General features: G+C 33.5%; 24 protein-coding genes. 15 read left to right on the forward strand and 9 right to left on the reverse strand.

Annotation, left to right across the window (positions count from 1 at the left end):
- The first annotated feature begins 56 nt into the window (after positions 1 to 56).
- The 13 genes from BHX94_RS03890 to brnQ all read left to right on the forward strand — a co-directional run bounded on the left by BHX94_RS03890 (position 57) and on the right by brnQ (position 15,820).
- Positions 57 to 1,538, forward strand: coding sequence for a S41 family peptidase (locus BHX94_RS03890; RefSeq protein ID WP_111744974.1), 1,482 nt, complete (start codon positions 57 to 59; stop codon positions 1,536 to 1,538).
- Between the two features lie 13 nt (positions 1,539 to 1,551).
- Positions 1,552 to 2,616: an undecaprenyldiphospho-muramoylpentapeptide beta-N-acetylglucosaminyltransferase gene (locus tag BHX94_RS03895; RefSeq protein ID WP_111744975.1), complete on the forward strand. Its 1,065-nt coding sequence runs from the start codon at positions 1,552 to 1,554 to the stop codon at positions 2,614 to 2,616.
- Between the two features lie 10 nt (positions 2,617 to 2,626).
- On the forward strand, positions 2,627 to 3,247 hold the full coding sequence (locus BHX94_RS03900; protein ID WP_096076499.1) for a phosphatase PAP2 family protein: 621 nt from the start codon (positions 2,627 to 2,629) through the stop codon (positions 3,245 to 3,247).
- 220 nt (positions 3,248 to 3,467) lie between these two features.
- A complete protein-coding gene (locus BHX94_RS03905; RefSeq protein ID WP_096076500.1) occupies positions 3,468 to 4,067 on the forward strand; it encodes a GNAT family N-acetyltransferase in 600 nt (199 codons plus the stop codon).
- An 18-nt stretch (positions 4,068 to 4,085) separates the two neighbouring features.
- Positions 4,086 to 4,766, forward strand: a complete 681-nt coding sequence (locus BHX94_RS03910; RefSeq protein ID WP_111744976.1) for a response regulator transcription factor — start codon at positions 4,086 to 4,088, stop codon at positions 4,764 to 4,766.
- Complete coding sequence (locus BHX94_RS03915) at positions 4,763 to 6,139, forward strand: HAMP domain-containing sensor histidine kinase (protein WP_111744977.1); 1,377 nt, start codon at positions 4,763 to 4,765, stop codon at positions 6,137 to 6,139. Before BHX94_RS03910 ends, BHX94_RS03915 begins: the two co-directional genes overlap by 4 nt.
- 94 nt (positions 6,140 to 6,233) lie before the next feature.
- Positions 6,234 to 9,020: a 2-oxoglutarate dehydrogenase E1 component gene (locus tag BHX94_RS03920; protein WP_111744978.1), complete on the forward strand. Its 2,787-nt coding sequence runs from the start codon at positions 6,234 to 6,236 to the stop codon at positions 9,018 to 9,020.
- A 14-nt stretch (positions 9,021 to 9,034) separates the two neighbouring features.
- Positions 9,035 to 10,312, forward strand: coding sequence for a 2-oxoglutarate dehydrogenase complex dihydrolipoyllysine-residue succinyltransferase (gene odhB, locus BHX94_RS03925; protein WP_111744979.1), 1,278 nt, complete (start codon positions 9,035 to 9,037; stop codon positions 10,310 to 10,312).
- 81 nt (positions 10,313 to 10,393) lie between these two features.
- A complete protein-coding gene (locus BHX94_RS03930) occupies positions 10,394 to 11,356 on the forward strand; it encodes a ring-cleaving dioxygenase (protein ID WP_111744980.1) in 963 nt (320 codons plus the stop codon).
- An 18-nt stretch (positions 11,357 to 11,374) separates the two neighbouring features.
- Positions 11,375 to 11,578, forward strand: coding sequence for a DUF6501 family protein (locus tag BHX94_RS03935; protein ID WP_111744981.1), 204 nt, complete (start codon positions 11,375 to 11,377; stop codon positions 11,576 to 11,578).
- Positions 11,579 to 11,751: 173 nt separating this feature from the next.
- Complete coding sequence (locus tag BHX94_RS03940; protein ID WP_096076507.1) at positions 11,752 to 12,534, forward strand: ATP-binding protein; 783 nt, start codon at positions 11,752 to 11,754, stop codon at positions 12,532 to 12,534.
- A complete protein-coding gene (locus tag BHX94_RS03945; RefSeq protein ID WP_111744982.1) occupies positions 12,534 to 14,162 on the forward strand; it encodes a VWA domain-containing protein in 1,629 nt (542 codons plus the stop codon). Before BHX94_RS03940 ends, BHX94_RS03945 begins: the two co-directional genes overlap by 1 nt.
- Before the next feature lie 329 nt (positions 14,163 to 14,491).
- Positions 14,492 to 15,820 carry a branched-chain amino acid transport system II carrier protein gene (brnQ, locus tag BHX94_RS03950; protein ID WP_111744983.1) on the forward strand — a complete coding sequence of 443 codons (1,329 nt, stop codon included), beginning with the start codon at positions 14,492 to 14,494 and terminating at the stop codon, positions 15,818 to 15,820.
- Between the two features lie 41 nt (positions 15,821 to 15,861).
- Here brnQ and BHX94_RS03955 read toward each other — a convergent pair whose 3' ends face one another.
- From BHX94_RS03955 to BHX94_RS03965, 3 genes are read right to left on the reverse strand one after another with little or no spacing between them, the layout of a single operon-like run.
- A complete protein-coding gene (locus BHX94_RS03955) occupies positions 15,862 to 17,022 on the reverse strand; it encodes a toxic anion resistance protein (RefSeq protein WP_096076510.1) in 1,161 nt (386 codons plus the stop codon).
- Entirely contained in the window at positions 17,015 to 17,785 is a 771-nt protein-coding gene (locus tag BHX94_RS03960) for a 5-bromo-4-chloroindolyl phosphate hydrolysis family protein (RefSeq protein ID WP_111744984.1), read from the reverse strand. The genes BHX94_RS03955 and BHX94_RS03960 overlap by 8 nt, the downstream gene beginning before the upstream one ends.
- 21 nt (positions 17,786 to 17,806) lie before the next feature.
- The gene (locus BHX94_RS03965; protein WP_111744985.1) at positions 17,807 to 18,073 is read right to left on the reverse strand and encodes an acylphosphatase; all 267 of its coding nucleotides are present in this window, start codon (positions 18,071 to 18,073) and stop codon (positions 17,807 to 17,809) included.
- A gap of 128 nt (positions 18,074 to 18,201) precedes the next feature.
- On the opposite strand from BHX94_RS03965, the gene BHX94_RS03970 reads away from it, so the two are divergent.
- Together BHX94_RS03970 and cspA are read left to right on the forward strand one after the other, a co-directional pair.
- On the forward strand, positions 18,202 to 18,498 hold the full coding sequence (locus BHX94_RS03970) for a DUF1033 family protein (protein WP_096076513.1): 297 nt from the start codon (positions 18,202 to 18,204) through the stop codon (positions 18,496 to 18,498).
- 252 nt (positions 18,499 to 18,750) lie between these two features.
- A complete protein-coding gene (gene cspA, locus BHX94_RS03975; protein WP_016912585.1) occupies positions 18,751 to 18,951 on the forward strand; it encodes a cold shock protein CspA in 201 nt (66 codons plus the stop codon).
- Positions 18,952 to 19,024: 73 nt separating this feature from the next.
- Here cspA and lysA read toward each other — a convergent pair whose 3' ends face one another.
- From lysA to dapA, 6 genes are read right to left on the reverse strand one after another with little or no spacing between them, the layout of a single operon-like run.
- Complete coding sequence (gene lysA / locus BHX94_RS03980) at positions 19,025 to 20,296, reverse strand: diaminopimelate decarboxylase (RefSeq protein WP_111744986.1); 1,272 nt, start codon at positions 20,294 to 20,296, stop codon at positions 19,025 to 19,027.
- Positions 20,293 to 21,357 (reverse strand): alanine racemase, encoded by a 1,065-nt coding sequence (locus BHX94_RS03985; protein WP_111744987.1) that lies wholly within the window; start codon positions 21,355 to 21,357, stop codon positions 20,293 to 20,295. The genes lysA and BHX94_RS03985 overlap by 4 nt, the downstream gene beginning before the upstream one ends.
- Positions 21,347 to 22,498 carry a M20 metallopeptidase family protein gene (locus BHX94_RS03990; protein ID WP_111744988.1) on the reverse strand — a complete coding sequence of 384 codons (1,152 nt, stop codon included), beginning with the start codon at positions 22,496 to 22,498 and terminating at the stop codon, positions 21,347 to 21,349. The genes BHX94_RS03985 and BHX94_RS03990 overlap by 11 nt, the downstream gene beginning before the upstream one ends.
- Positions 22,499 to 22,552: 54 nt before the next feature.
- The gene (gene dapD, locus BHX94_RS03995; RefSeq protein ID WP_379875059.1) at positions 22,553 to 23,269 is read right to left on the reverse strand and encodes a 2,3,4,5-tetrahydropyridine-2,6-dicarboxylate N-acetyltransferase; all 717 of its coding nucleotides are present in this window, start codon (positions 23,267 to 23,269) and stop codon (positions 22,553 to 22,555) included.
- Positions 23,270 to 23,326: 57 nt separating this feature from the next.
- The gene (dapB, locus tag BHX94_RS04000) at positions 23,327 to 24,052 is read right to left on the reverse strand and encodes a 4-hydroxy-tetrahydrodipicolinate reductase (protein ID WP_111744990.1); all 726 of its coding nucleotides are present in this window, start codon (positions 24,050 to 24,052) and stop codon (positions 23,327 to 23,329) included.
- Entirely contained in the window at positions 24,053 to 24,940 is an 888-nt protein-coding gene (gene dapA, locus BHX94_RS04005; protein WP_111744991.1) for a 4-hydroxy-tetrahydrodipicolinate synthase, read from the reverse strand.
- Between the last annotated feature and the right edge of the window lie 5 nt (positions 24,941 to 24,945).

Here is a 24,945-nt window from a genome sequence, read left to right on the forward strand (position 1 = left end):
ATTTTTTGTTTTTTTATATACTATTGAAATAAACTTAAATTAATTGGATGTGAAATATGTTGAACCATAACAAAAATGAATTTGATCAATCAAATGAAGAAAATGACAAGAAAATAAAAAGAAATTACGAAATCTCCCCTTTTAAATTTATAATGATGATTGTGTCGACCATCATTATTACTGCGGCTATTACTGCATTTTCAATCTTAAGTGGCAATGAAAAAATCATTACAGATGATTCGCCGAAACGTAGTGAATTTGTAAAACTTTATCATGTTTATGATACTTTAAATAAGGATTATTATAAAGATGTAAAAAAAGATGACCTTGTCGATGCTGCTATTAAAGGAATGGTAAGTGGATTAAAAGATCCTTATAGTGAATATATGACAGAGAAAGAACAAAGTGAATTTTCTGAATCGATGCAAGGTGATTTTCAAGGTATCGGAGCAGAAGTAGAACAAAAAGATGGTAAAATCTTAATTTCAAGTCCAATCAAAGGTGCACCGGCATATAAGGCTGGTATTAAACCAAATGATATCATCATAGCAATTAATGGTAAGACCATTGAAGGATGGAATACACAGCAAGTTGTTAATAAAATAAGAGGTAAAAAGGGAACAGATGTCGTTTTAACAATTAAACGTGGGTCGCAGGATCCATTTAAAGTAACGATAAAACGTGATCGAATCCATATGGATAGCGTTACTTCAAAAATTACAAAAGATAAGACTGCTATTATTACGGTGACAAAATTCCAGGAAAAAACTTCAACAGAGTTTCATGATGCGCTGAAGAACATGGATGAAAAAGGGATGAAACGTTTAGTTATCGATTTACGTAATAATCCAGGTGGATATCTAGATGAAGCTACTAAGATGGCGAACGAGTTTCTGGATAAAGGAGATACCATTTTATATACAGAAAATAGACAAGGCGATAAAAAGAATCTGACAGCGAAAAATCCTGCTAATCCAATTACGAATGATTTGAACGCTGTAATATTACTTAATGAAGGATCAGCAAGTGCTTCAGAAGTGTTTGCTGAAGCCCTGCGTGAAAATAACAAGGCAGAAATTGTTGGAACGAAATCATTCGGAAAAGGTATCGTTCAGACAGCAACGCCTTATAAAGATAAATCGATGTTGAAGTATACACAAATGAAGTGGTTAACACCAAAAGAAAACTGGATTCATAAAAAAGGGATAGTACCTGATGTTGAAGCGAAATTACCTGCATATACGAACGCACAAATATTAAATCCAGATACAGTACTGAGTGTTGGTGAAAAAGGGAATAATATTAAATCATTAGAGTTAGGTTTAAAAGCATTAGGATATAATCCTGGTAAAATAGATAATGTATTTGATAGCAAGACAGAACAGGCAACAATAGAATTTCAGACAGACAAAGATTTGAAGATCAATGGTCAATTCAGTGGAAAAACAACTGAAAAGTTTACTGAATTATTAATGAAAAAAGTTCAGACAGATGATACACAGTTAAAAATAGCAATAAAAGAAGCAAAATCAAAATAATGGAGTGAAACGAATGAAAATTGCATTTACTGGTGGGGGAACAATTGGTCATGTCGCTGTTAATATGGCTCTAATTCCTAAAGCAGAAGCGCACAATATAGAATGTATTTATATCGGTTCAAAAAATGGTATAGAAAAAGATGAAATTACAAAACGATTTCCAAACGTTAAATATTATGGCATCTCGAATGGTAAATTACGTAGATATATCTCTGCAGAAAATATTAAGGATTTATTTAAAGTTCAAAAAGGTGTATTAGATGCTTTAAGTGTTTTAAAGAGAGAAAAACCGGATATCGTATTTTCAAAAGGTGGATTTGTTGCTGTTCCTGTTACGATTGCTGCAAAAATGCTTAATATCAAAACAATTATCCATGAATCTGATGTAACACCAGGTCTTGCAAATAAATTAGCGTTAAAATTTGCAAATAAACTTTATACAACCTTTGAAGAAACTTTGAAATATGTCCCAAAAGAAAAGTCAGATTACGTGGGTAGTATTATTCGTGATGATTTATTTTCCGGTGAAGCGTTAAATGCTTATCAAATTACACAATTCAATCGTGAAAAAAAAGTGATTATGATTATGGGTGGATCTCTTGGATCTAAATTAATAAATCAGGTAGTTAGAGATAATCTCGATGTTTTATTAAAAAAATATCAAATTATTCACTTAGTTGGTCGTGGTAATTTAGATATATCTATCCAAAAAAACGGCTATTACCAAAGAGAATTTGTATCTGAAGAATTAATGCATCTTTATAAGATAACGGATATTATGATTTCCCGTGCTGGTGCTAATGCGTTATTTGAATTTTTAGCTTTGCAGAAACCGATGATATTAATTCCACTTGGTTTAGATCAAAGCCGCGGAGACCAAATTGAGAATGCTAAAATCTTTAAAGATAAAGGTTTTGCTGAAGTCATTGAAGAGTCTGATTTAACGAGCCAGACCTTGATTGAAACGATTGAAAACGTTGAAGCAAAGTATGCGGACATGAAAAATAAAATGCATGCTGAACAGGTAATATATACAGCTGAAACTCTTTTAGATAAAATTATATTAGATGCAAAGTAGGAGAGATACCATGTCGAGAGCGAGAAGAATTACTTTAATATTAATCTTTAGTTTTATTTTTGGCGTAATAGCTTTTTTCCATGAATCAAGGGTAGGTAAGTGGATTGATAATGAAGTGTATGAATTTATATATTCTTCTGAAAGTTTTATTACAACTTCTATCATGCTCGGATTTACTAAAGTTGGTGAAGTCTGGGCAATGATAGCATTAAGTTTACTAGTAGTTGCATATCTTATGCTGAAAAAATTAAAGATAGAAGCATTATTCTTTGCACTATCTATGATTTTATCAGGAACACTCAATCCTTTATTAAAGAACATTTTCGATAGAGAACGACCAACTTTACTACGCTTAATCGATATTACTGGATTTAGCTTCCCGAGTGGTCATGCGATGGGTTCAACCGCATTTTTTGGAAGCCTGGCATACCTTTTTAGTAGAAGTGATAGTAAGTTAAAACCATATCTGATAGGTCTATGTGTGTTTACGATTATCATGATTTCTTCAAGTAGAGTGTATCTAGGTGTACATTATCCGACAGATATCATTGCCGGAATTGTAGGTGGTATTATTTGTATTCTTTTATCTCAAACAATTTTGCATAAAGTAATTGACAATCGTTCTCAATAAGTTATAATAGTTATTGAAAATGATTCTCAATTAAAGAGTTCCCCCTCTAGTAGATCATTTTCAATTAACCCCCAATATTTTGCCCATACACTCCTGACTTTGCCCAGTCAGGAGTTTTTTTCTTGATTTTTATTTCTTTGTAAATTTTAATCATAAACATATGAATTTTCTTAATTTCTTGATATGATTTTGCTATATCATAGAAAAAGAAGGTGCCACAGTGACAATTAACGTATTTGAATCTGTCGTGTTAGAGAATGAAAGAATCAAATTAATACCGATGCAAATTGAACATGCAAAAGATCTTCATGAAATCAACCATGAATCAATTTGGAGTTATATGTTATTTAAAGCGACAGATATGGATTTAATGGAACAATGGGTCATTGACGCGGTGCATTTAAGAGAAAAGATGAAATCTATTCCTTTTATCGTCGTAATGAAAGAAACGAATGAAGTAGTTGGTTCTACGCGAATAAAAGAGATAGATTATGATAATGATAGTTGTGAAATTGGAACGACCTGGTTTGGTGTGAAAGCACAAAAAACTTATGTTAATACAGATAGTAAGTTTTTACTTTTGGAATTTTGCTTTGAAACATTAAATATGGTACGTGTTCAAATTAGAGCAGATGAGCGCAATGAACGTTCTAATAGAGCAATAGAACGATTAGGTTTTCAAAAAGAAGGTGTTATCCGTAAAGAACGTAATCTAGACGGTGTAAGAAGAAATTTAATTATTTATTCAATCATTGATGATGAATGGCCAGATGTGAAAGAAAATATTAAACAAATTCAGGAAAAATACAACAAAAAATAGCTTTTAGGAGTTGGTTATTTGCATCGTATTTTAATTATAGAAGATGAGGAAAATTTAGCACGTTTTATTCAATTAGAATTAATGCATGAGAGTTATGAAGTAGGTGTTGTTTATGATGGTGAAGCAGGTCTCGAAGAAGCAATCAAGAATGATTATGATTGTATACTTTTAGATTTGATGTTACCTAAAATTAATGGTCTGGAAGTTTGCAGGAAACTTAGAAAAGTGAAAGATACTCCAGTTATAATAATTACTGCAAAAGGAAACACTTACGATAAAGTCATTGGTTTAGATTATGGTGCAGATGATTATATTGTTAAACCATTTGATATAGAAGAGTTGCTCGCACGAATAAGAGTAATCTTGCGTCGTCAACGGCAACCTAAGAAAGAGATTGTTGAAGAGAATATTTTACAAATTGATCAGATGAAGATCAATCTTGATGCATTCTCAGTTTCGATTGACGAAAAAGTACTTGAATTAACAAAGACTGAATTTGAATTGCTTAAGCTACTTGTAGAGAATAAAAAACTTGTACTGACAAGAGAGCAGATTCTGACAAGTGTCTGGGGCTATGAAAGTGAAGTTGAGACAAATGTAGTTGATGTGTACATAAGATATTTAAGAAATAAATTAAAACCATTTCAATACCATAAGCTAATAGAAACTGTCCGTGGCGTAGGTTATGTTATACGATGAAAACAAAAACACAATCATTACGCTCGAAATGGACTGTCTTAACAACGTCACTGACATTTATCATATTTATGATTTTTAGTTTATTTATAATATTTTTAATCAGTACATACCAAAAAGAGCAGGAAGTAGAGGATTTAAGAAAAAGTGTCACAGATATTTCTAATCTGTTTGAAGAGAAAACAACAGGTGAAGTAACACAATCAGATATTTACCGTGCAATCAATAAAAATGAAAAAGTGTTTTTATATAATCTTGATGGAAATAGTATTTATGATGTCAGTACAAATTCAAGCTACGACTTTGATCTACCGGTAATAAAGACGAATGAACGCAGTCTTGTTCAGAAAAAAATTGGAGATAGACAATTTTTATTAATGTCAACGCCATTTCGTAATGAACATTATAACGGCTATATTACTGTTGCACGTTCTCTGGATGATTACTTTAATGTTATGCAATTTCTTATATTATTGTGTAGTTTCTTTGGGCTTACTGCATTATTTATGACAGCTTTAATCAGTTTTTTATTTTCTAATCAGATTACAAAGCCTATTCGTAGACTTTCTAGTAAGATGAATCAAATTAAAAGAGATGGCTTTCAGAATAAACTGCAGGTCTCTACAAGCTACTATGAAACAGATGATATGATTGACACATTTAATGAGATGATGAGTCAGCTGGAATCAAGTTTTGAACAGCAGAAACAGTTTGTAGAAGATGCAAGTCATGAACTTCGAACACCACTCCAGATTATTAATGGTCATTTAAATCTTATCCAAAGATGGGGAAAAAACAATCCCGAAATATTAGAAGAATCTCTCTCTATATCATTGGAGGAGATGAATCGTATTAATAAACTTGTTGAAGAGTTATTACTTTTATCGAAAGACTCAAATTTATTAGAGACAAAACAGATTGAAAATATTGATATCAATGCAGAAATTCAAGGTAGAATTCATTCAATACAACAACTAAAAGACGATTATATGTTTGAATATCATTCAACACATGAACAGATTAAGCTGAATATCAATCGGTTTCATTTTGAACAAATATTACTGATCTTTCTTGATAATGCGATGAAATATGATCAGATAAATAAACATATTGTGATTCGTACATCTTTGAAGAATAAATTAGTTCAGATTGAAATTATTGATAATGGAGAAGGTATTCCAAAAGAAGATATCCCGAATATATTTGATCGCTTTTATCGTGTTGATAAATCCAGAGCAAGAACAAAAGGTGGAAATGGTTTAGGTTTATCAATCGCTAAAAAGTTAATCGAAACATATAAAGGACAAGTGAAGATAGAAAGTGAAGTCAATCAATTTACAAAAGTTATAATACAATTTCCGATACGTTCAATATAATTCACAAAGATATGTTTTTCCCCTTTAATTTCGTGCTTTGCTTTGTTAAAATAGCTATGTAAACGTTTTATTTAATTAAATGGAGGGTGGAACCATGACAAAAGGTAAAAACCTAGATGAAGCACCACCTAGATTTGGAACGAACTTAGGTATTCTTTTAGAAATGTTCGATCAATATCTAGTGGATCCATCGTCGGTATCTGATGAGTTACAAGTTTTATTTTCAAGTATTCAGGGGGGGCGACCAGCACTATCAGGGAATTTAAATAGTGTAGGTAATGCCGATACTGAGAAAGTTAAGCGTGTGTTAAAGTTAATTGATAATATTAGATTGTATGGACATCTTACAGCTGATATCTATCCATTATACCGTCCACATAGAGAAAATTTACCAGCATTAACACTTGAGGATTTTAATCTGTCGGAAGATGATTTAAAATCTTTGCCAGCTGGACTAATATCTGAACGTTATGCGCAACAATTTGACAATGCTTTAGAAGCAATCAATCATTTACAAGCTGCTTATCAAAGTACAATAGGTTTTGAAATCTCGCATATAAATGATGCAAATGAACGTGAATGGTTAATTGAACAAATCGAATCACGTGAGCATCATCAATTAAGTAAAGACGAAAAGATTAATCTATTAAAAAGTCTTGCACACGTAGAGGGCTTCGAAAAATATATTCATAAAAATTTCGTAGGAGCAAAACGTTTCTCAATTGAAGGTGTAGATGCTTTAGTACCAATGTTAGAGAATGTATTGCGTATTGCAAATAAAGAAAACATCAGAAACATTGAAATTGGTATGGCTCACCGTGGGCGATTAAATGTCTTGACACACATTTTAGAAAAGCCATACGAAATGATGTTATCTGAATTTATGCATACTGATCCTCTGAAATTCTTACCTGAAGATGGTTCGCTTGTTGTAACAAAGGGTTGGACGAATGATGTTAAATACCATTTAGGTGGTAAGAAGACAACAACGAAGTACGGTAATGAGCAAGTCGTTTCGCTTGCGAACAACCCATCTCACTTAGAAATTGTTGCACCAGTCGTTTTAGGTAAGACACGTGCAGTTCAGGAAGTAACGACTGACGTGAATAAACCAGAACAGGATTTCAATAAAGCATTAGCAGTATTAATTCATGGAGATGCAGCATTTCCTGGGCAAGGTATTAACTTTGAGAGTATGAATTTAAGCAATTTAGATGGTTACTCTGTTGGTGGTTCGCTGCATATTATTACAAATAACCGTGTAGGATTTACAACTGAGCCATATGATTCAAGATCTACTACGTATGCAACTGACGTTGCCAAAGGTTATGACTTACCGATTATTCATGTCAATGCTGATGATGTTGAAGCTTGTATGGAAGCGATTCAACTTGCAATGGCTTTCCGTCAAAAATTTCACAAAGATTTCGTAATTGATTTAGTAGGTTATCGTCGTTACGGTCATAATGAAATGGATGAACCAACGATTACGAACCCAATGTTATATAAAGAAGTAAAAGGACATCCAAGTATTGAAATTAAATACGGTAAAGAGCTTGTAGCAGAAGGTGTTATTACTGAAGATGAAATGAATGCAATTTTTGATGGTGTTACTGCTGAAATGCGTACTGCACATGATAAAATTGATAAGAGTACGAAAAATAATGACAGTGAAATGCTTGCACCTGTTGAAGTGACAGAAGGTTATGAAAGTGTGGAAACAGGTGTTTCATCTGATCGTTTGAGAAAACTAAATGAAGAAATGTTAAGTACTCCAGAGACATTTACAGTATTCAATAAGCTTCAAAAAATTCTTGAGCGTCGAAATGATCCGTTTACTAAAGATGGATTAATTGACTGGGGCCATGCTGAACTTTTAGCTTATGGAACAATCATTCAAGACGGAAAACCTGTAAGACATACGGGTCAGGATGCGGAGCGAGGAACATTTGCACATCGTCATGCGGTATTAAATGATGAAAATAATGGAGATAAGTATGTACCTTTGCAACACATTTCTGACGCAAAAGCATCTTTTGATATTCATAATTCTCCGTTATCAGAAGCTGCTGTTGTAGGTTTTGAATATGGCTACAATTTAGAAAATAATGATGCATTAGCAGTATGGGAAGCTCAGTATGGAGATTTTGCTAATATGGCACAAATGATTTTTGATAATTTTGTATCAAGTGCAAATGCTAAATGGGGAGAACGCAGTGGGTTAACCTTACTGCTTCCTCACGCATATGAAGGTCAAGGTCCGGAACACTCTTCTGCACGTTTAGAGCGTTTCTTACAGCTTGCCGGTGAAAATAACTGGACGGTAGCGAATGTGACTTCAACAGCAAACTATTTCCACTTATTACGTCGTCAGGCACATTATTTAAATACGTTACAGATGCGACCACTTGTATTAATGAGTCCAAAGAGCTTATTACGAAATAACTTTGTAGCAGATACGGTTGATAAGTTTACTGAAGGAAGCTTTAAACCTATTATTTCTGAAAGTTATAAAAAGACGAAAGTTAAGAAGTTGTTAATTGCAAGTGGAAAAGTCGCTATTGACTTATACACTGAATTGCAGAAAAATCCAAATGATACAATTCATTTAATTCGATTAGAACAATTGTATCCATTACCAAAGGATGAAATTCAAGCAATTATAAACGATTTACGTGGTTTAACTGAAATCGGATTTGTTCAGGAAGAACCTGAAAATCAAGGTGCGTGGCAATATGTTTATCCAGAATTACTGGATATGGCGCGAGGTATTGACGTTAAGTATTATGGTCGTGTACGTCGTGCTGCACCATCTGAAGGCGATAATGAGATTCATAAACTTGTTCAAACAAAAATCATCAATGAAGCTTTAAACTTATAAGGGGGAAAATAAAAGTGGCAGAAATCAGAGTTCCAGAATTAGCAGAATCTATTACAGAAGGTACGATATCAACTTGGTTTAAACAAGTTGGAGATACAGTTGAAAAAGGCGAAAACATCGTTGAACTTGAAACAGATAAAGTTAACGTAGAAGTTATTTCTGAAGAAGCAGGCGTTATAACAGAAATAAAAGCACAAGAAGGAGATACAGTTGAAGTTGGATCAGTCATCGCAACTGTTGGTGAAGGTGGGGCAACATCAGCACCAGCAGAAAATAGATCACCTGAAGCTGCTCCAGCAACTTCTGAAAAAACAGAAGCAGCTGTAAATTCAGCTGAAACTTCAAAAAACGCTCCAGAATCACCTGAAGCTGTAACAACAAATGAAAAAAGCGGACGAATTGTAGCAACGCCGTCTGCCAGAAAGTATGCGCGTGAACATGGTATTGATTTAGCTTCAATTAATCCTCGCGACCCTAAAGGATTAATCAGAAGTCATGATGTACAGAATGCAGTTAATGTACCTGTGCAAGCTGAAAAACCAGCAGCTCCAGCACAGGAAAAACCTGCAAAACCTGAGAATCCTGCAAAACCTGTAATTCGTGAAAAAATGAGTCGCAGAAGAAAAACAATTGCTAATAAATTATTAGAAGTTTCTCAGAATACTGCAATGCTTACTACGTTTAACGAAATCGATATGACAAATGTTATGGATTTACGTAAACGTAAAAAAGATGCATTCCAGGAAAATCACGACGGTACACGTTTAGGTTTCATGTCATTCTTTACAAAAGCTGTTGTAGCAGCACTTAAAAAATATCCTGCTGTTAATGCTGAAATTGATGGAGACGATTTAATCTTAAAACAATTCTATGATATCGGTGTAGCTGTATCTACTGACGAAGGTTTAGTAGTACCTGTTGTACGTGATTGTGATAAGAAGAACTTTGCTGAAATCGAAGGTTCTATCTATGATTTAGCAATTAAAGCACGCGATAAAAAATTAGGTCTTGATGATATGATGGGTGGTTCATTTACAATCACTAACGGTGGTGTATTCGGTTCATTAATGTCTACACCTATTATCAATGGTACGCAAGCTGCTATTTTAGGTATGCACTCAATTGTGACGCGTCCAGTTGCAATTGATAAAGAACGCATGGAAAATCGTCCGATGATGTATGTCGCATTAAGTTATGATCACAGAATTATCGATGGTAAAGAAGCTGTAGGTTTCTTGAAAACTGTTAAAGAATTAATCGAAAATCCTGAAGATTTATTGTTAGAAAGCTAATTTATTATAAATAATTTACCCAGTAACTTATACACGTTATAATAAGTATAAGTTACTGGTTTTTTTATATTTGGAGGGGAAATGATGGATTTATTAGGATTACATCACGTCACTGCAATTACGAGTGATGCACAAAAGTGTTATGACTTTTATCATAATGTTCTAGGACTAAAGCTTGTTAAAAAGACAGTTAATCAAGATGCAATTGATACATATCATCTGTTTTTTGCTGATAATGAAGGTAGTCCCGGTACAGATGTGACTTTCTTTGATTTTAAAGATGCACCAAAGCATGTAGGTGGTGCAAATGATATATTCGCATTTACTTTACGCGTACCCACAGATTATAGTCTTTACTATTTCAAACAGCGTTTTGATGAAATGCATATTAAATATGATACTGTCATTAAGTTAAATGGTAAATATGCTTTACCTTTCTATGATTTCGATGATCGTCTAATATATTTGATTTCTGATGAATTGAATAGTGGTATTCCATTGGGGAAACCAAATCCAGATAGTCCTGTAGAAAGTGTTCATCAGATATTAGGGTTGGGACCAGTATTACTTGCTGTAGAACACACGCTTGTTACAGCATCAGTTCTCACTCAAATATTAGGGATGAAACGAATCGATGAATATGAACATAAAGATTCATTAGACGCTGTTCACGTATTTACAATGGGTGATGGTGGTAACGGTGGAGAAGTACATCTTTTAAAACGTACTGGCCATTCTCAACAAGGTTACGGCGGTGTACATCATGTCGCGTTTAGATTAAGTGATGAGTTAAAATTACAAGCGGCATTAAATAAATTGAATACAGGTAATATTCCTAACTCAGGGCTTGTTGATCGATTTTATTTTAAATCTTTATATTTTAGAGATATTTCAGGAATATTATTTGAACTTGCAACGGATGGGCCTGGATTTTCATCTGATGAACCAATTGATGCTTTAGGGGAATGTTTGAGTTTACCACCATTTTTAGAAGCACGTCGAAATGAAATTGAAAGTGCATTAAAACCAATACAAACAAAATAAAGATATGGAGTTGTTAATATGTTACATGAAGAATGGCAAGATAAGGCAGCAATTAAACAGGTAAAAGTAATTAATGTTGATGCTAAAAAGTATAAAGTGAGCGATATGCTTACTGTCGGTCAAGTATATGATGTTGTAAATGAAACTGAAGAATATTATCAGATACGAGACAACAGTGGCAAAGTTGGCGGATACTATAAAGAATATTTTGAAGAAGTTTAAAAATATTATTAGTACAGATTATAACTTCAGAAAAAGTATTATATTTATAATACTTTTTGTGACAAAATCGTCAAAACAGTTTATAACAAAACATTAGTACAATCATGTATAATATAGTTAATCAATAAAGAGGCATCTCATTGCCTCTTTTTATTTTGAAAGGGAGTACAATCATGCAAAAATATCAAAATAGTGACGTAACCATTTACGAGGACGCACTTGCAATGCTAAATTTACGTAAAAATGTACTATTAAAGGGTCCAACTGGATCAGGTAAAACGAAATTAGCAGAAACATTGAGTGTCGATATGGACCAGAAGATGAATAGTATTAACTGTTCAGTAGATTTAGATGCAGAGAGTTTATTAGGATATAAAACAATTGAAAATATCAAAGGTGAATCTAGAATTGTATTCGTTGATGGACCAGTTATTGAAGCAATGCGTGAAGGTAACATATTATACATTGATGAAATTAATATGGCTAAACCAGAAACGTTACCTATTTTAAACGGTGTGCTTGATTTTCGTAGAACAATAACGAATCCGTTTACTGGAGAAGTGATTAAAGCACATGATAATTTTAAAGTAATTGCAGCGATAAATGTTGGTTATGTAGGTACATTACCAATGAACGAAGCATTAAAAAATAGATTTGTTGTATTAGATTTACACTATATTAGTGGTGATGTCTTAAAACAAGTAATATTAGAACAAACCACATTACAAGATACAAAGATAATTGATCAGATTATAAAATTTAATCAGGATTTAGTAACGATGGCGAGTCAAGGTCAAATTAGTGAAGAAGCAAGTTCAGTTCGTGCTTTACTTGATTTCTGTGATTTAATACAAGCGATGCCTATAGAACGTGCAGCGAAACGTGCGATCATTGATAAGTTGGATGATGAGCGTGAACAAAATGCAATCATTAATGCGATGGAACTGAATTTTTAATGAGTGAAAAATTTATATTATTTAATGATGAGCGCGTGGATCCATCTTTAATAATGACTTTGACTGACTTAGCCCAACTATTACGTGAAGTTGAGACAGTGAAAGTAAACTTCCAGAAGTTTGCTTATTTTGATCTTGCAGAAAATACAATTAATGTAGCATTTAAATGGAAACATAGAGAACGTGAAGAAGAAATGAAATTATTGAAGAGTGACACGATTTTACATGCTATAGGGTTTGATCATACGGACTTAGATGTTGTAGAAGAAGTACTAGATGAGCAATTTCGAGTAAAGAGTTTCTTTCAGCAGCTCTTTATGATGATTGATGAGTTCAGATTAATGCACTTAATCAGTAAAGAAAGACCTTTTACAAAGAAATTCTTTGATGTACGCATTCGAGCAAAATTAAAAGAGAATGAAAGTCAGATTAAATTTTATCAGACTAAGGCAATGCCCACTGATGAATTATTTTTACAAATTGAACATACATTACTGACAGATAACATCCTTTCATTTCATACCATGTTTTTTACGGAACTAGAATATAACATTCAGCTTGCCTTACAATCATTTTATGACTTAAAAAATACCGAAGATAGTGCGAATCTTGCAATAAGACTAATGCTGTTAATAGAACCAAATTTAACGAAAGATATGTTAAACGAATATTATCATATCCCGAAATTAGCATATATGAATGCTAAAGCTGCTAAAAAAGCGAATTTAGATAAAGCGAAACAAGACGTATCAGAAATGGATGAATCAGAATCAGTCCAGACAAAACAACGTGACATAGAAACTAAGAGTGGTGCTTATCTTGAGACTGAAGTGACTGAAGGTTCGAACAGTAATAATATTAAAGAAAATGATCGCGAAGGTGACGCTAGTGATGACATTACTGAGATGGTGATGGGGAAAGGTAAGACAAAACCGCCTCAGACAGACGCAGAAGGTAATGATATTAGTGATGTCGTTGGGGAAGAGAACATCAATACAAAGATAATTTGGAAAGAAACTGTGCAGGATGATAAAAGTCTAACAATATATAATGCATATAAAGAAGATGTATTAAAAGAAATAAAAACATTGGTTAATGTCATTAACAAAAGTGTTGATCACGAAGTCAATGCTAAACGTCAAGGTTTAAGTAAGGGTAAATTAAGCCGCAATCTTACACAATGGTTTCTAGATGATCGCAAACGCGTATTTTATAAAGAAGATCAGAAATCTTATAAATTAGATGCAACGTTTATGTTATTAATTGATGCCTCTTATAGCATGGAAGATAAACTAGAAGAAACAAAAAAGGGTATCGTGTTGTTTCATGAGACATTACAGCAATTATCGATAAGACACGAAATCATGGCTTTCTCTGAAGATGGATTTGAAGCGGATAAAAATATTCAGCCGAATATATTAGAACAAATCATTACTTATCAAAATTCCTTACAACATCAATATTCTCCAAATGTAGTAAGTTATAAGACCGGTGAGGATAATCGAGATGGTTTAGCGATTAGGATAGCTGGTAATATGTTAAAAGCACGTCAGGAAAAACAAAAATTTTTAATCGTCTTCTCAGATGGTGAACCATCAGATTTGATTATGAATCAAATGGTATTATAGATACCCATGATGCAGTAGTTGCCTTACGTAAAGAAAATATTTATGTCATCAATATTTTCTTAAGCCAGACAAAAATCGATGAAAATACAATGGCAACAATAAAGAATATTTATAATGATTTCTGCATATTTGTGGAAGGTGTAGAAAAGTTGCCTAGTGTGATTCAGCCGCTTCTTAAAACTTTATTACTCCAAAGCATGAAACAATTTTAGGATAATTACACACACTTATTAACGGTGTGTGTATTTTTTTTAAATTTTCTGAAAAGTTGTAGACTTTATGCGTTTAAAGTGATACCATAATTAACATTAAAGTAAGGAGGTCATCCCATGAATAAGAATACTTGGGTCGTAGGTTTTATGTTATTTGCAATATTTTTTGGAGCGGGTAATTTAATTTTTCCGCCAAATTTAGGTTTTGCTAGTGGTCAGTTTTTCTGGCCGGCAATTTTTGGTTTTATTTTAACAGGGGTAGGCTTACCTTTACTTGGTATTATCGTAGGATCTTTAGATGAATCAGGCTATAAAGGTGTACTTCACAGAATTAATCCGGTATTCGGAATCTTATTTCTGTCAGCAGTATATTTAACGATTGGACCATTATTTGCTATTCCGAGAACAGGTGCAACATCTTACGAAATGGCTGTATTACCATTTTTAAAGGCACCGTCAGCAATGTCTTTATTGATTTTTACTATTGTTTTCTTTGGAATCACATTATGGTTAGCAATTAATCCATCGAAAATGGTAGATAGAGTAGGGGCAATATTAACACCACTATTACTTATTTCTATCATTGCGTTAGTTGTTGTAAGTATCTTCTTGTTATCTGATACATCACCAGTGAAGGCACAGGCTGATGTTTATACGAATTTAAATACAAGTTTCTTTAGTGGATTTACAAGTGGTTATCAAACGATGGATGCTATTGCAGCGATTGCATTCTCAGTAATTGTTATCAATGCGATTAAAGAGAAAGGCATCTCGAAAGAGACAGGTCTATTTAAACAAACGATATTAGCTGGAATCATTGCAGCGATTGCATTAGGCTTTATTTATCTAACATTAGGTTGGATTGGTAGTCATTATCATTTATCAGCTGCACAGCTTTCAGAAATTAAGGATAATGAATCAGATTTAGGTACATATATACTAACGCATGTAGCGCATGATACGTTTGGCACCTTCGGAAAATTATTGATTGGTATCATTGTCAGCTTAGCTTGTTTAACAACCTCAACTGGTCTAGTTGTTGCTGTAAGTGAATATTTCAATGAGATATTCCCAAAAATCTCGTATAAAACTTATGCAATTGCATTTACTTTGTTCAGTTTTATATTAGCAAACCAAGGTTTAAAAGCAGTAATTGAAAAATCTATTCCTGTGTTATTAATCTTGTATCCGATTGCTATGACTTTAGTGTTAATTATGTTAGTTGCTAAGTTTGTACCGACACCATTATTAGCATTTCAAATTCCGATTATATTAGTAACGATTGTTTCTGTTTTATCAGTAATAAGTTCTCAGTTTAAAGTGTTACCATTTATGAATGCATTACCTTTAAAAGCACAATCAATGGAATGGCTAATATTCGCTGTAGTTGGATATATCATCGGTTATGTAATAGGATTAAGACAAACTAAAATTGCATATAAATAAAAAAAGGAGGGTGAGACATAAGTCTCAGCCCTCTTCTTTCTTTATAAAGTTCTATTTTGCTGATCCTGTTGTAATTGTAGTAATTGCTGTTTTAAATCCTGTTCCATTTTGCCGAGTTCTATTTCAGCTGCACGTCGTTTTTCACTACCTTGCTGCTGGATTGTTAACGTTTCACGTATCGTATCAACGATGTTTTGTTGTGTGGTTTTTAAAGTATCTAATTCTACAATTCCACGTTCATTTTCTTCTGCTGTTCGTATTGTATTCATCTTAAGCATTTCTGAATTTTTAAGCAGTAGTTCGTTCGTTGTATTCGTAACCTGTTGTTGTGCTTTAGACGCTTTCTGCTGATGTAATAAACTCATGGCGATTGCCATCTGATTTTTCCATAATGGAATACTTGTTAGAATTGAACTTTGAATTTTCTCGGCTAGTGTTTGATTGACATCCTGAATCATTCTAATTTGTGGGGCAGATTGTAAAGTGATTTGACGTGATAATTTCAAATCATAGATACGTTTGTCTAAACGATTAAGGTAATGTCTAAGATCATTAACATCTTGTACAATCATCTGATCATTTGATGCTAATGCACGTTGCTCTAACTCAGGAAGCATTACAGTCTGAATTTCTTCACGTTTTTCTTCAGCAGCGATGATAAACATGTCTAAAGCTTCAAAATATGCTTTGTTTTCTTCATATAAGCGGTCTAACATATGTACATCTCTTAATAATACATCTTTAGAATTTTGAAGCTGTACTGATATACGATCGATTTGTCCTGAAACCGACTGATATCTAGAAATTAACTCATTGACTGATTTAGAAACCCGTTTAAATAATTTTTTAAACTTACTTTTTTCGACTTGTGAAATTTCATCTGGATCAACTTCTTTTAATTTTTTCATTAACTGATCAAGGCTATCACCAATTGAACCTACATCTTTTTTCTGTACTTCATCTAATATTTGATGAGAAAATGTAGAAAGTTTTTGTTGTGCACTTGCTCCATATAACAATAAATTTTCATTATCAAGAGGTTTAATCTGATTTTTAATCTGATTGATTTTTTCACGTTTTTCAGGAGAAAGGGTTTCAGTTTGATATGTAGTTAAATTATTTTTCTTTTGTTCCGGTTGTAACATTGTATTGCTTTCAAATGGATTTGCAGTTAAATCATTGATTAACTCGTTTTCATTCATTTATATCTTTCCTTTCGTTGACATGTGCATATTGTTTAGAACGTTTAAAATTAACAGGCTTTTGTTCATTATATTCTAAAGCCTGCTGTTTATTTGTAGTATGATTTATATTCTCACTTTTTGCATTGTCACTTTGTATCTGTATTTGATGACTTGTCTTTTGAATAGATGCGAGATCGATTTCAACTTTCATCTGTTCATAGTCACTTGAATTCAATGCTTTTAAGTCTGCTTGTAAAGTTCTTTTTAATTCGTCAAGCGTTAAGCGCGCATTATATAGCAACTGCTTATCTTCAGCTGTTTTATGGGGCATTCTTGATAAATATAAGAACTGATCTAATAAATTAACTGTATTATCTAAATGAGAAAAAAAGAAACTATCAACTTTAAAAAACTTTTTAGGATCTTTTTGTACTGATTTATAAATTGTGCGTGCTATTTTATTAATTTCATTTACATTACGAAAATCAGTGATAGAGCGTACTTTTTTATATTGAACTAATAATTGTTTGATTTTAGGTTCAGCAATCTTCATCTGCTGTCTGATATATTTATAGTCTTGTTTTGTAACACCCATCTCTTTTAAATATTTGTTACCTGTCGTCATCTGGATAGGGAAGAATGCACCTAAATAACCACCTGCCATAACGAGTGAGTCAAGCCACATATCAAGCTGAAAAAAATTCATGCTGATAAATCCTGTCAATAGTGCGATTGGTACTGCAAATATCGCACCAAAAATATACGATGCATTGTATTTCATCTCATCATTTCCTTTAAAATATTATATCGTTTTAAAATGTTTAAATTGCTGCTCTGGTATATTATTGATTTCATAAGATTGTACGCGAGACATCGGAGAAGCACCGCGAATAACCTTTTCCGTAAATATATCTAATTTTGAACTTTCTCCAGTTGCATAAATCTCAACATAATCATCTACATTCTGAACTGTTCCGGTGATATTATTATCATTAGCATGTTGCGCTGTGAAGTATCGAAAGCCCACACCTTGTACACGTCCAAAAACTTTAATATGAATTGTTTTCATCTTACTTCACCTCATACCACTATTATATGTAAAAAGACTCAAAACACCTAATAAATCGCATTTGTAAGACGATTTACTTGAAAATATGAAATAAACAGATGATAATATTTTTTAATGAGGTGAAAAAGATGTATGAAATCATAACAATAAGAGCAGACTATGAAGGATGGTGGCTGTTCGAAGATTATCGTGAGAAAGCTACCGATATAAAAAGTTTTTCACAATTAGCTGAAGCAAGAAGCTATTATAATGAGCAATTAGTAATGTTAAGACAGCATTTTTGTAATGAATTAGTCGGAAAGTATGATATACATGCTTTTTATAACAATTGTGAAATCGAATTCTGTGAAGATTGCGATGATGATGTTCAAATTTTTCATAGTGTTTTATTTCTGGATAAAGGGGAAATATATCAATATCGTTGAAATAATCATAAATGCTATATAATTGATAAAAAAGATAATTAAAATTTATTTATTATTACAGTAAAGTAAAATTTGTAAAGTGTTTCAATTTACAGAATATTGTATTGATTTATGATTAGTGGTATTCTATAATAATTTATAGCAATATGGTTATTCCATATTACAAAGTAAATATATTAATTCACTTTTTATTTATTTTGTAATATGTGAATAATCACATATTGAATTAATATAGTGTGGAGGTTTCTAATTATGAAACAAGGTACAGTTAAATGGTTTAACGCAGAAAAAGGATTTGGATTCATCGAAATCGAAGGAGAAAACGACGTATTCGTTCACTTCTCAGCGATTAATCAAGAAGGATACAAATCATTAGAAGAAGGACAAGCAGTAGAATTTGAAGTGGTTGAAGGCGATCGCGGACCACAAGCTGCAAACGTTGTAAAATTATAATTTTAATGCAATAAATTATATACGAACGTTAGAAAGACACCCTGGAAAAACCAGGGTGTCTTTCTTTTACTTTTTAATGTACTTCGTTAGTAATTAAATGTTCAAGCGTCTGTCTTTTAATAACTTCACGTACTCCTTGCTCTGAAACAAAGACAACAGCAGGTTTAAGCATCTGATTATAATTAGATGACATTGAATAATGATATGCGCCCGTTGATTTCACACATAATGTATCACCACGTTTTGTTGACTTTGGTAGATGGGTATTACGTGCAATGATATCGCCAGATTCGCATAACTTTCCTGCTACAGTAACATTTTCAGTTTGATTTTCTTCTCGATCTACTAATTCAAGTTCATATTGTGCATCATAAAGTGCAGTCCTGATATGATCGCTCATCCCACCATCGATAGATATATATTTATTGGTTTCAGGTATTGACTTTACTGTACCTACTTCATAAAGTGTTATTCCAGCTTCACCGACGATAGAACGTCCTGGTTCTAAAGAGATTTCTGGTATTTTATAATCAATTTCGTTACATGTATCAATTAACGTCTCAGTAATGGCTTTAATGCCATCTTCAATAGGATAACTGATATCTTCAGCAGTATATTTTATACTGAATCCACCGCCAATGTTTAAAACTTTAATTTCAATATTATTTTCTTTTAGCCATTGAATAACGATTTGTATTGTTTCAATCGTTCCAGTTGATTCGAATATTTGAGAGCCAATATGAAAATGTATACCATAAAAGTCAATGTGGCTTGCTTCCTGAATTAACTTTACTCCCTGTAATGCAAGGCCATGTTTTATACTTAATCCAAATTTACTATCTTCTTGTCCAGTCTGGATAAATTCATGTGTGTGTGCTTCTACACCTGGATTTACGCGTAATACAGCTTTAACAGTACAATTTTTATTTTTAGCGATAGTATTGATGCGGTCAATTTCATCGATAGCATCAATCACAAAATATTCAACACCTGCTTCAATTGCGTATACAATTTCATGATCTGTCTTATTGTTACCGTGGAAATGAATTTTTTGTGGATCAAATTGAGCTGTAAGTGCAGTATAAAGTTCACCTTCTGATACGACATCTAATCCCATATTTTCTTCCTGCAACAGTTTAAATAATTGAATAGATGTAAATGCTTTTGATGCATATGAAATCGTATAAGTTAATCCTGAGGCTTGTAAAGATTCATGGAAGCGTCTGCATTGATTACGGATTAATGTTTCGTCATATACGAATAAGGGTGTACCATATTGTTCTTTTATATCTAGTAATGAATGGCCGTGTATTGTTAGTACGCCTTGTTCTCTTGTTAAATTCACTGTGTAACCTCCAGTAATAGTGTATTGTGATTGAGTGCAGAAAGCTGTTCAGAATTAGCGCCTACACCTAAAAATGTATATTCATCGATACGCATCTGTTCGTGATATAAATAAACGATATCATTCGGTTTTACGTGTTCATCGACTTCAACAAACATATGACTCATCATCAGCGCCTTAATAGGATACCGTCTGTTGTTGATCAGACAGTCATGCTTTGCGCGTGTTCTTAAAATACCGTCACCGTATCCAATGGCCACAACTGCTAATCGCGTATCTCTTTGTGCGGTAAATGCGAAACTATAGCCAGCGGACTGTCCGGCATTTATTTCACGAATCTGAATAACGTGGCTTGATATACGTAATGACTGTCTGGTAATAGATTCCGGTAAACTCGAATAGGGACGAGAGCCATAAAGAATGATGCCAAGTCGTAAATGTGTATGTTGTGATAATAGACCACCTTCACGAACGTAGCTTGCACTGTTCTGTGCATGTATGACTTCAAATGAATGGAGCGGAGCCAGAGTGTTTACTACGTCTAACCAGTCCTTCTTTTCAGTTTCATAATCTGTAACTTCGAATTCATCGGCATATCCAAAATGTGTCCATAATCCTTTAATGTCAATATCAGGATATTGTGCTTTAATGATTAATAGTGTTTCCTGCATTTCAGCAATTGATTTAAAGCCTGAACGATGTAACAAATTCTCATATTCCATATGAAGTGGGACGTCATAAAGTTCATCGCTGTAAGTCTCAAAAAATTTTGCTGATGGCAGTGTCATTTCAATGTTATATCGTCTTAAACTTTCGAAATCCGTGACTGGATTCATTAGGAAGATATTACAAGTATTATTATAGTTACGAATAGCAATTGCCTCTTCTAAGCTTGTCGTACTGAAATAATTAATACCACAAGTTGTCATGCAATCTAACGTAAATTCAAGGCCGTAATTATAAGCATTATTTTTAACGACTGCAATCACTGGATTATCTTTAATGACCTGTTTGATGTTGTCCGTAAACTGTGTTTGATTAATTTCCCATTTAGCACTCATCTTCGTAACCTCGAACAAGTGATAGGTAATAATTAATACCATTCAGTAATACTTTTTCATCAAAGTTAAATTGATTATGATGTAATCCATGTACATAGCCTTTTTGTTCATTTCTGCAACCGAGAAATACAAAGTAAGTTGGAGCTAGGGTGCTATAGAAAGAGAAATCTTCTCCGAATAAATAGGGTACATCTTTTTTTACACCGACAAGATTAGATTGTGCAATACTTTGTACAACTTTGTCTTCAAGAGACGAATCGTTGATTGTTGGAGGATATCCTTCAGAAAATTCTACATTGACCTCACAATGTGTTGTTAATGATACAGCTTGTGCGATATGTTCCATTTGCTGCTGGGTAATAATTAAATCATCTGCACGATATGTTCTGATTGTACCTTCTAGGTAACCACTGGAAGGTACAGTATTAATCGCTTCACCAGCATTAAACTTTCCGATGTGAATAATATTACGTTCTAGTCCTGGTAAATAGAACTGCTGGAGTGTACTCACTTGATTTAAGACTTGAATCAAAGCATTGCTTGCAGCATGGCCTTGCTCTTTATTTGCAACATGTGCACTTTTACCATTAATAAAGAATCGATATTCAGTTGCACTGGCTGTAATTTCATGACTTCTATAAATCATTTCTCCTTCGGGATGATCAGGCATCATATGGATACCGTATATCGCTTTTATATTATATGCTTCAAAATTAAAGTTTTGTATCAGTAAATTAGCACCGGCATTTGCTTCTTCCGACGGTTGAAAGATGAACATGATATTGTGCGTTAATGGCGTTTCCCTGCTTATTTTATTTACTGCTTCCATGAATGCAATTAGCATTGTTGTATGACCATCATGGCCACATGCATGCATAACATGCGGTATTTTGGATTTGTATTCAATATCGTTTTGTTCTTCAATCGGCAGTGCATCAATATCAGCACGAAACGCGATTGTTTCGTTTGAAGATCCCCTGATGATTGCAATAACACCTGTTTCAAGAGGGGTAAAGTATTCAATGCCAAGCGACTGTATTCTTTTAATAATATATGCTGTTGTATGATGTTCTTCCAGGCCAAGTTCAGGATACTGATGTAAAGTACGTCGCGTATTGATAATGTTATCTAGATTTATCATTGTTTCACCTTTCTACAGTAGAATGAAAGGCTGATACATGTATCAGCCTGGGTATTATTGATTTAATTGTCTTAAAGCACTTACGATTTCAATTTTAGAACCTTCAACTTCAGAAGCCTGCTTAATCACACGTGCAGGAGTTCCAGCTACAACGCTTCCTGCAGGAACATCTTCAGTAACGATAGCGCCCGCTGCAACGACAGCGCCACGACCAACACGAACACCTTCTAAAATTACGGCATTTGCACCGATTAATACATCATCTTCAATGATTACCGGTTGTGCGCTAGGGGGCTCGATAACGCCTGCCAGAACAGCGCCTGCTCCAACGTGAACGTTTTTACCAGTTGTTGCACGTCCTCCAAGTACAGCGTTCATATCAATCATCGTACCTTCACCGACAACTGCGCCAATATTAATTGTAGCACCCATCATTACAACAGCATTATCTTCGATGACAGCATGTTCACGGATAAAAGCACCAGGCTCAATACGTGCATTAATATTACGTTGATCAATTAATGGAATCGCTGAGTTACGGCGGTCATATTCAACTTCGATTTCACTGAATATTGATTGATTCTCAGTATAAAAAGCTTGAAAGTCATCTAGATCTCCGAATATTGTTTTTGAGTGTACGCATCCAAATACTTTTAATGTTTCAGGGAATGCCACATCTTCAAAATTTCCGTTTGCATAAACTTTTACCGGTGTTTGTTTTTTTGAATTACTAATGTACTGAATAATTTCTTGTGCTGATAAGTCTCTCATAATAATCTCCTTTAAGATAATTTATTGATATGTTTTTAACTTTTTTATAAATATTCTTTATGATAAATTTTCAAATGTATAATAGCCATTTTGCTTATTGATGAGTTGCTCAGCTACTTCGATGGCACCATTTGCAAAGATGTCTTTGCTTTGCGCACGGTGTATAATCTGTATTGTTTCATCAATGCCTGCAAAAAGCACTTCATGCTCACCAGTAATCGTACCACCACGTACTACGCTGATACCGACGTCATCATGTACTCTAGCTTTATTTTCTAAAGTACGGTCCGTGACAGGATTTAAAGATCTTTTCTCCTGAATTGCATCGAGTAGTTTAACGAGTGTACCGCTCGGACCATCAACTTTTTTGTTATGATGGCGCTCAATCAGTTCGATATCATAATCTTTTAATAATGGTACTGCATATTGGATGAGTTCAGTTAAGATATGCACACCATAACTCATATTTGCACTAAAGAAAGTAGGCGTATGTTGTGCTTTAATTTTCAATGCTTCAATTATTGCTTCTTTTTCTCCGGTTGTGGCAATGACTAAAGGTATATTATGTTTGCTCTGAATCAGTGGGAGTGTAATTTCCGGATTGGAAAAATCAATGATCACATCCGCTTCAGGGAATTCATCGTCCACATAATAGATAGGGTAGGGAAGCTGTCGCTCTGTAGTTCGTGACAAAATGATTCCCGTAATTTCATGTCCTTTATCTAATGCTAATTTAGCAACACGTTCGTTCATTGCACCAAAACCTGCTAATAATATTTTCAATTAGATCACCTGACTTCTAAAGTTGTCATAAACGTTACTAATATGCTGCTGTTCTTCGTCTAACAAAGGTACAAGCGGTAAACGTACTTCACCATTTGCGTAACCGATATGTGTAACAAGTGCTTTAATCGGCATTGGGTTGATATCAACTTCCAGTGCATTAAGTAAAGGTGCAATTGCATTAAACTTTTCTATTGCCAGGGCAGGGTCATCATTATATGACGTATAAACTTCCTGAAATTCTTTTGGAATTGCATTTGCGATTACTGAAATAACGCCATCTCCACCGGCTTCATAGAAAGGTACGACAATATCGTCATTACCGCTATAAAGCATAAAATCATCAGGGATAATTGATTTAACTTTTGCAGTATAGTCAAGATCGTGTGTTGCATCTTTTAAAGCATAGATATATGAATTTTGTGCTAATACTTCAACCGTTTCAGGTTCGATTGTCATATTCGTTCTTGCTGGTACATTATATAATACAACCGGTAATTCGACAGCGTTAGCAATAGCAGTAAAATGTTCAATTAAGCCTCTTTGGTTTGTTTTGTTATAATATGGTGTAATGAGCATAATACCATCTGCTCCAAGTGATTTTACTTTTAATGAATGATCAATGCTTGCCTGCGTGTTATTTGTTCCTGTACCTACGATAATCGGAACACGTTGATTTGAAACACGTACAGCAATTTCTACCAGTTTTAATTTTTCTTCTTCTGTTAAAGTCGAACCTTCTCCTGTCGTACCATTAACAAATATCGCCTGAATATCATTATCTATAAGAAAATTAACATGACGTTCGAACGACTCGTAATCTACTTGTGAATTGATAAAAGGGGTCGTAATTGCTACTGCAGTACCTTTAAATTGTACTTGTGTCATATGAA

The organism is Macrococcoides bohemicum (assembly GCF_003259675.1).
Taxonomy (GTDB): Bacteria; Bacillota; Bacilli; order Staphylococcales; family Staphylococcaceae; genus Macrococcoides; species Macrococcoides bohemicum.

Bases quoted from the DNA above. Each gene is read 5' to 3' on its own strand.
- BHX94_RS03960 (WP_111744984.1), bottom strand. From the start codon at position 17,785: ATGAAATACAATGCATCGTATATTTTTGGTGCGATATTTGCAGTACCA.
- BHX94_RS03940 (WP_096076507.1), top strand. From the start codon at position 11,752: ATGCAAAAATATCAAAATAGTGACGTAACCATTTACGAGGACGCACTT.
- dapD (WP_379875059.1), bottom strand. From the start codon at position 23,269: ATGAGAGACTTATCAGCACAAGAAATTATTCAGTACATTAGTAATTCA.
- BHX94_RS03930 (WP_111744980.1), top strand. From the start codon at position 10,394: ATGATGGATTTATTAGGATTACATCACGTCACTGCAATTACGAGTGAT.
- BHX94_RS03985 (WP_111744987.1), bottom strand. From the start codon at position 21,357: ATGAGTGCTAAATGGGAAATTAATCAAACACAGTTTACGGACAACATC.
- BHX94_RS03935 (WP_111744981.1), top strand. From the start codon at position 11,375: ATGTTACATGAAGAATGGCAAGATAAGGCAGCAATTAAACAGGTAAAA.
- BHX94_RS03970 (WP_096076513.1), top strand. From the start codon at position 18,202: ATGTATGAAATCATAACAATAAGAGCAGACTATGAAGGATGGTGGCTG.
- BHX94_RS03955 (WP_096076510.1), bottom strand. From the start codon at position 17,022: ATGAATGAAAACGAGTTAATCAATGATTTAACTGCAAATCCATTTGAA.
- cspA (WP_016912585.1), top strand. From the start codon at position 18,751: ATGAAACAAGGTACAGTTAAATGGTTTAACGCAGAAAAAGGATTTGGA.
- BHX94_RS03890 (WP_111744974.1), top strand. From the start codon at position 57: ATGTTGAACCATAACAAAAATGAATTTGATCAATCAAATGAAGAAAAT.
- dapA (WP_111744991.1), bottom strand. From the start codon at position 24,940: ATGACACAAGTACAATTTAAAGGTACTGCAGTAGCAATTACGACCCCT.
- BHX94_RS03945 (WP_111744982.1), top strand. From the start codon at position 12,534: ATGAGTGAAAAATTTATATTATTTAATGATGAGCGCGTGGATCCATCT.
- BHX94_RS03900 (WP_096076499.1), top strand. From the start codon at position 2,627: ATGTCGAGAGCGAGAAGAATTACTTTAATATTAATCTTTAGTTTTATT.
- BHX94_RS03920 (WP_111744978.1), top strand. From the start codon at position 6,234: ATGACAAAAGGTAAAAACCTAGATGAAGCACCACCTAGATTTGGAACG.
- BHX94_RS03990 (WP_111744988.1), bottom strand. From the start codon at position 22,498: ATGATAAATCTAGATAACATTATCAATACGCGACGTACTTTACATCAG.
- BHX94_RS03965 (WP_111744985.1), bottom strand. From the start codon at position 18,073: ATGAAAACAATTCATATTAAAGTTTTTGGACGTGTACAAGGTGTGGGC.
- brnQ (WP_111744983.1), top strand. From the start codon at position 14,492: ATGAATAAGAATACTTGGGTCGTAGGTTTTATGTTATTTGCAATATTT.
- BHX94_RS03915 (WP_111744977.1), top strand. From the start codon at position 4,763: ATGAAAACAAAAACACAATCATTACGCTCGAAATGGACTGTCTTAACA.
- BHX94_RS03895 (WP_111744975.1), top strand. From the start codon at position 1,552: ATGAAAATTGCATTTACTGGTGGGGGAACAATTGGTCATGTCGCTGTT.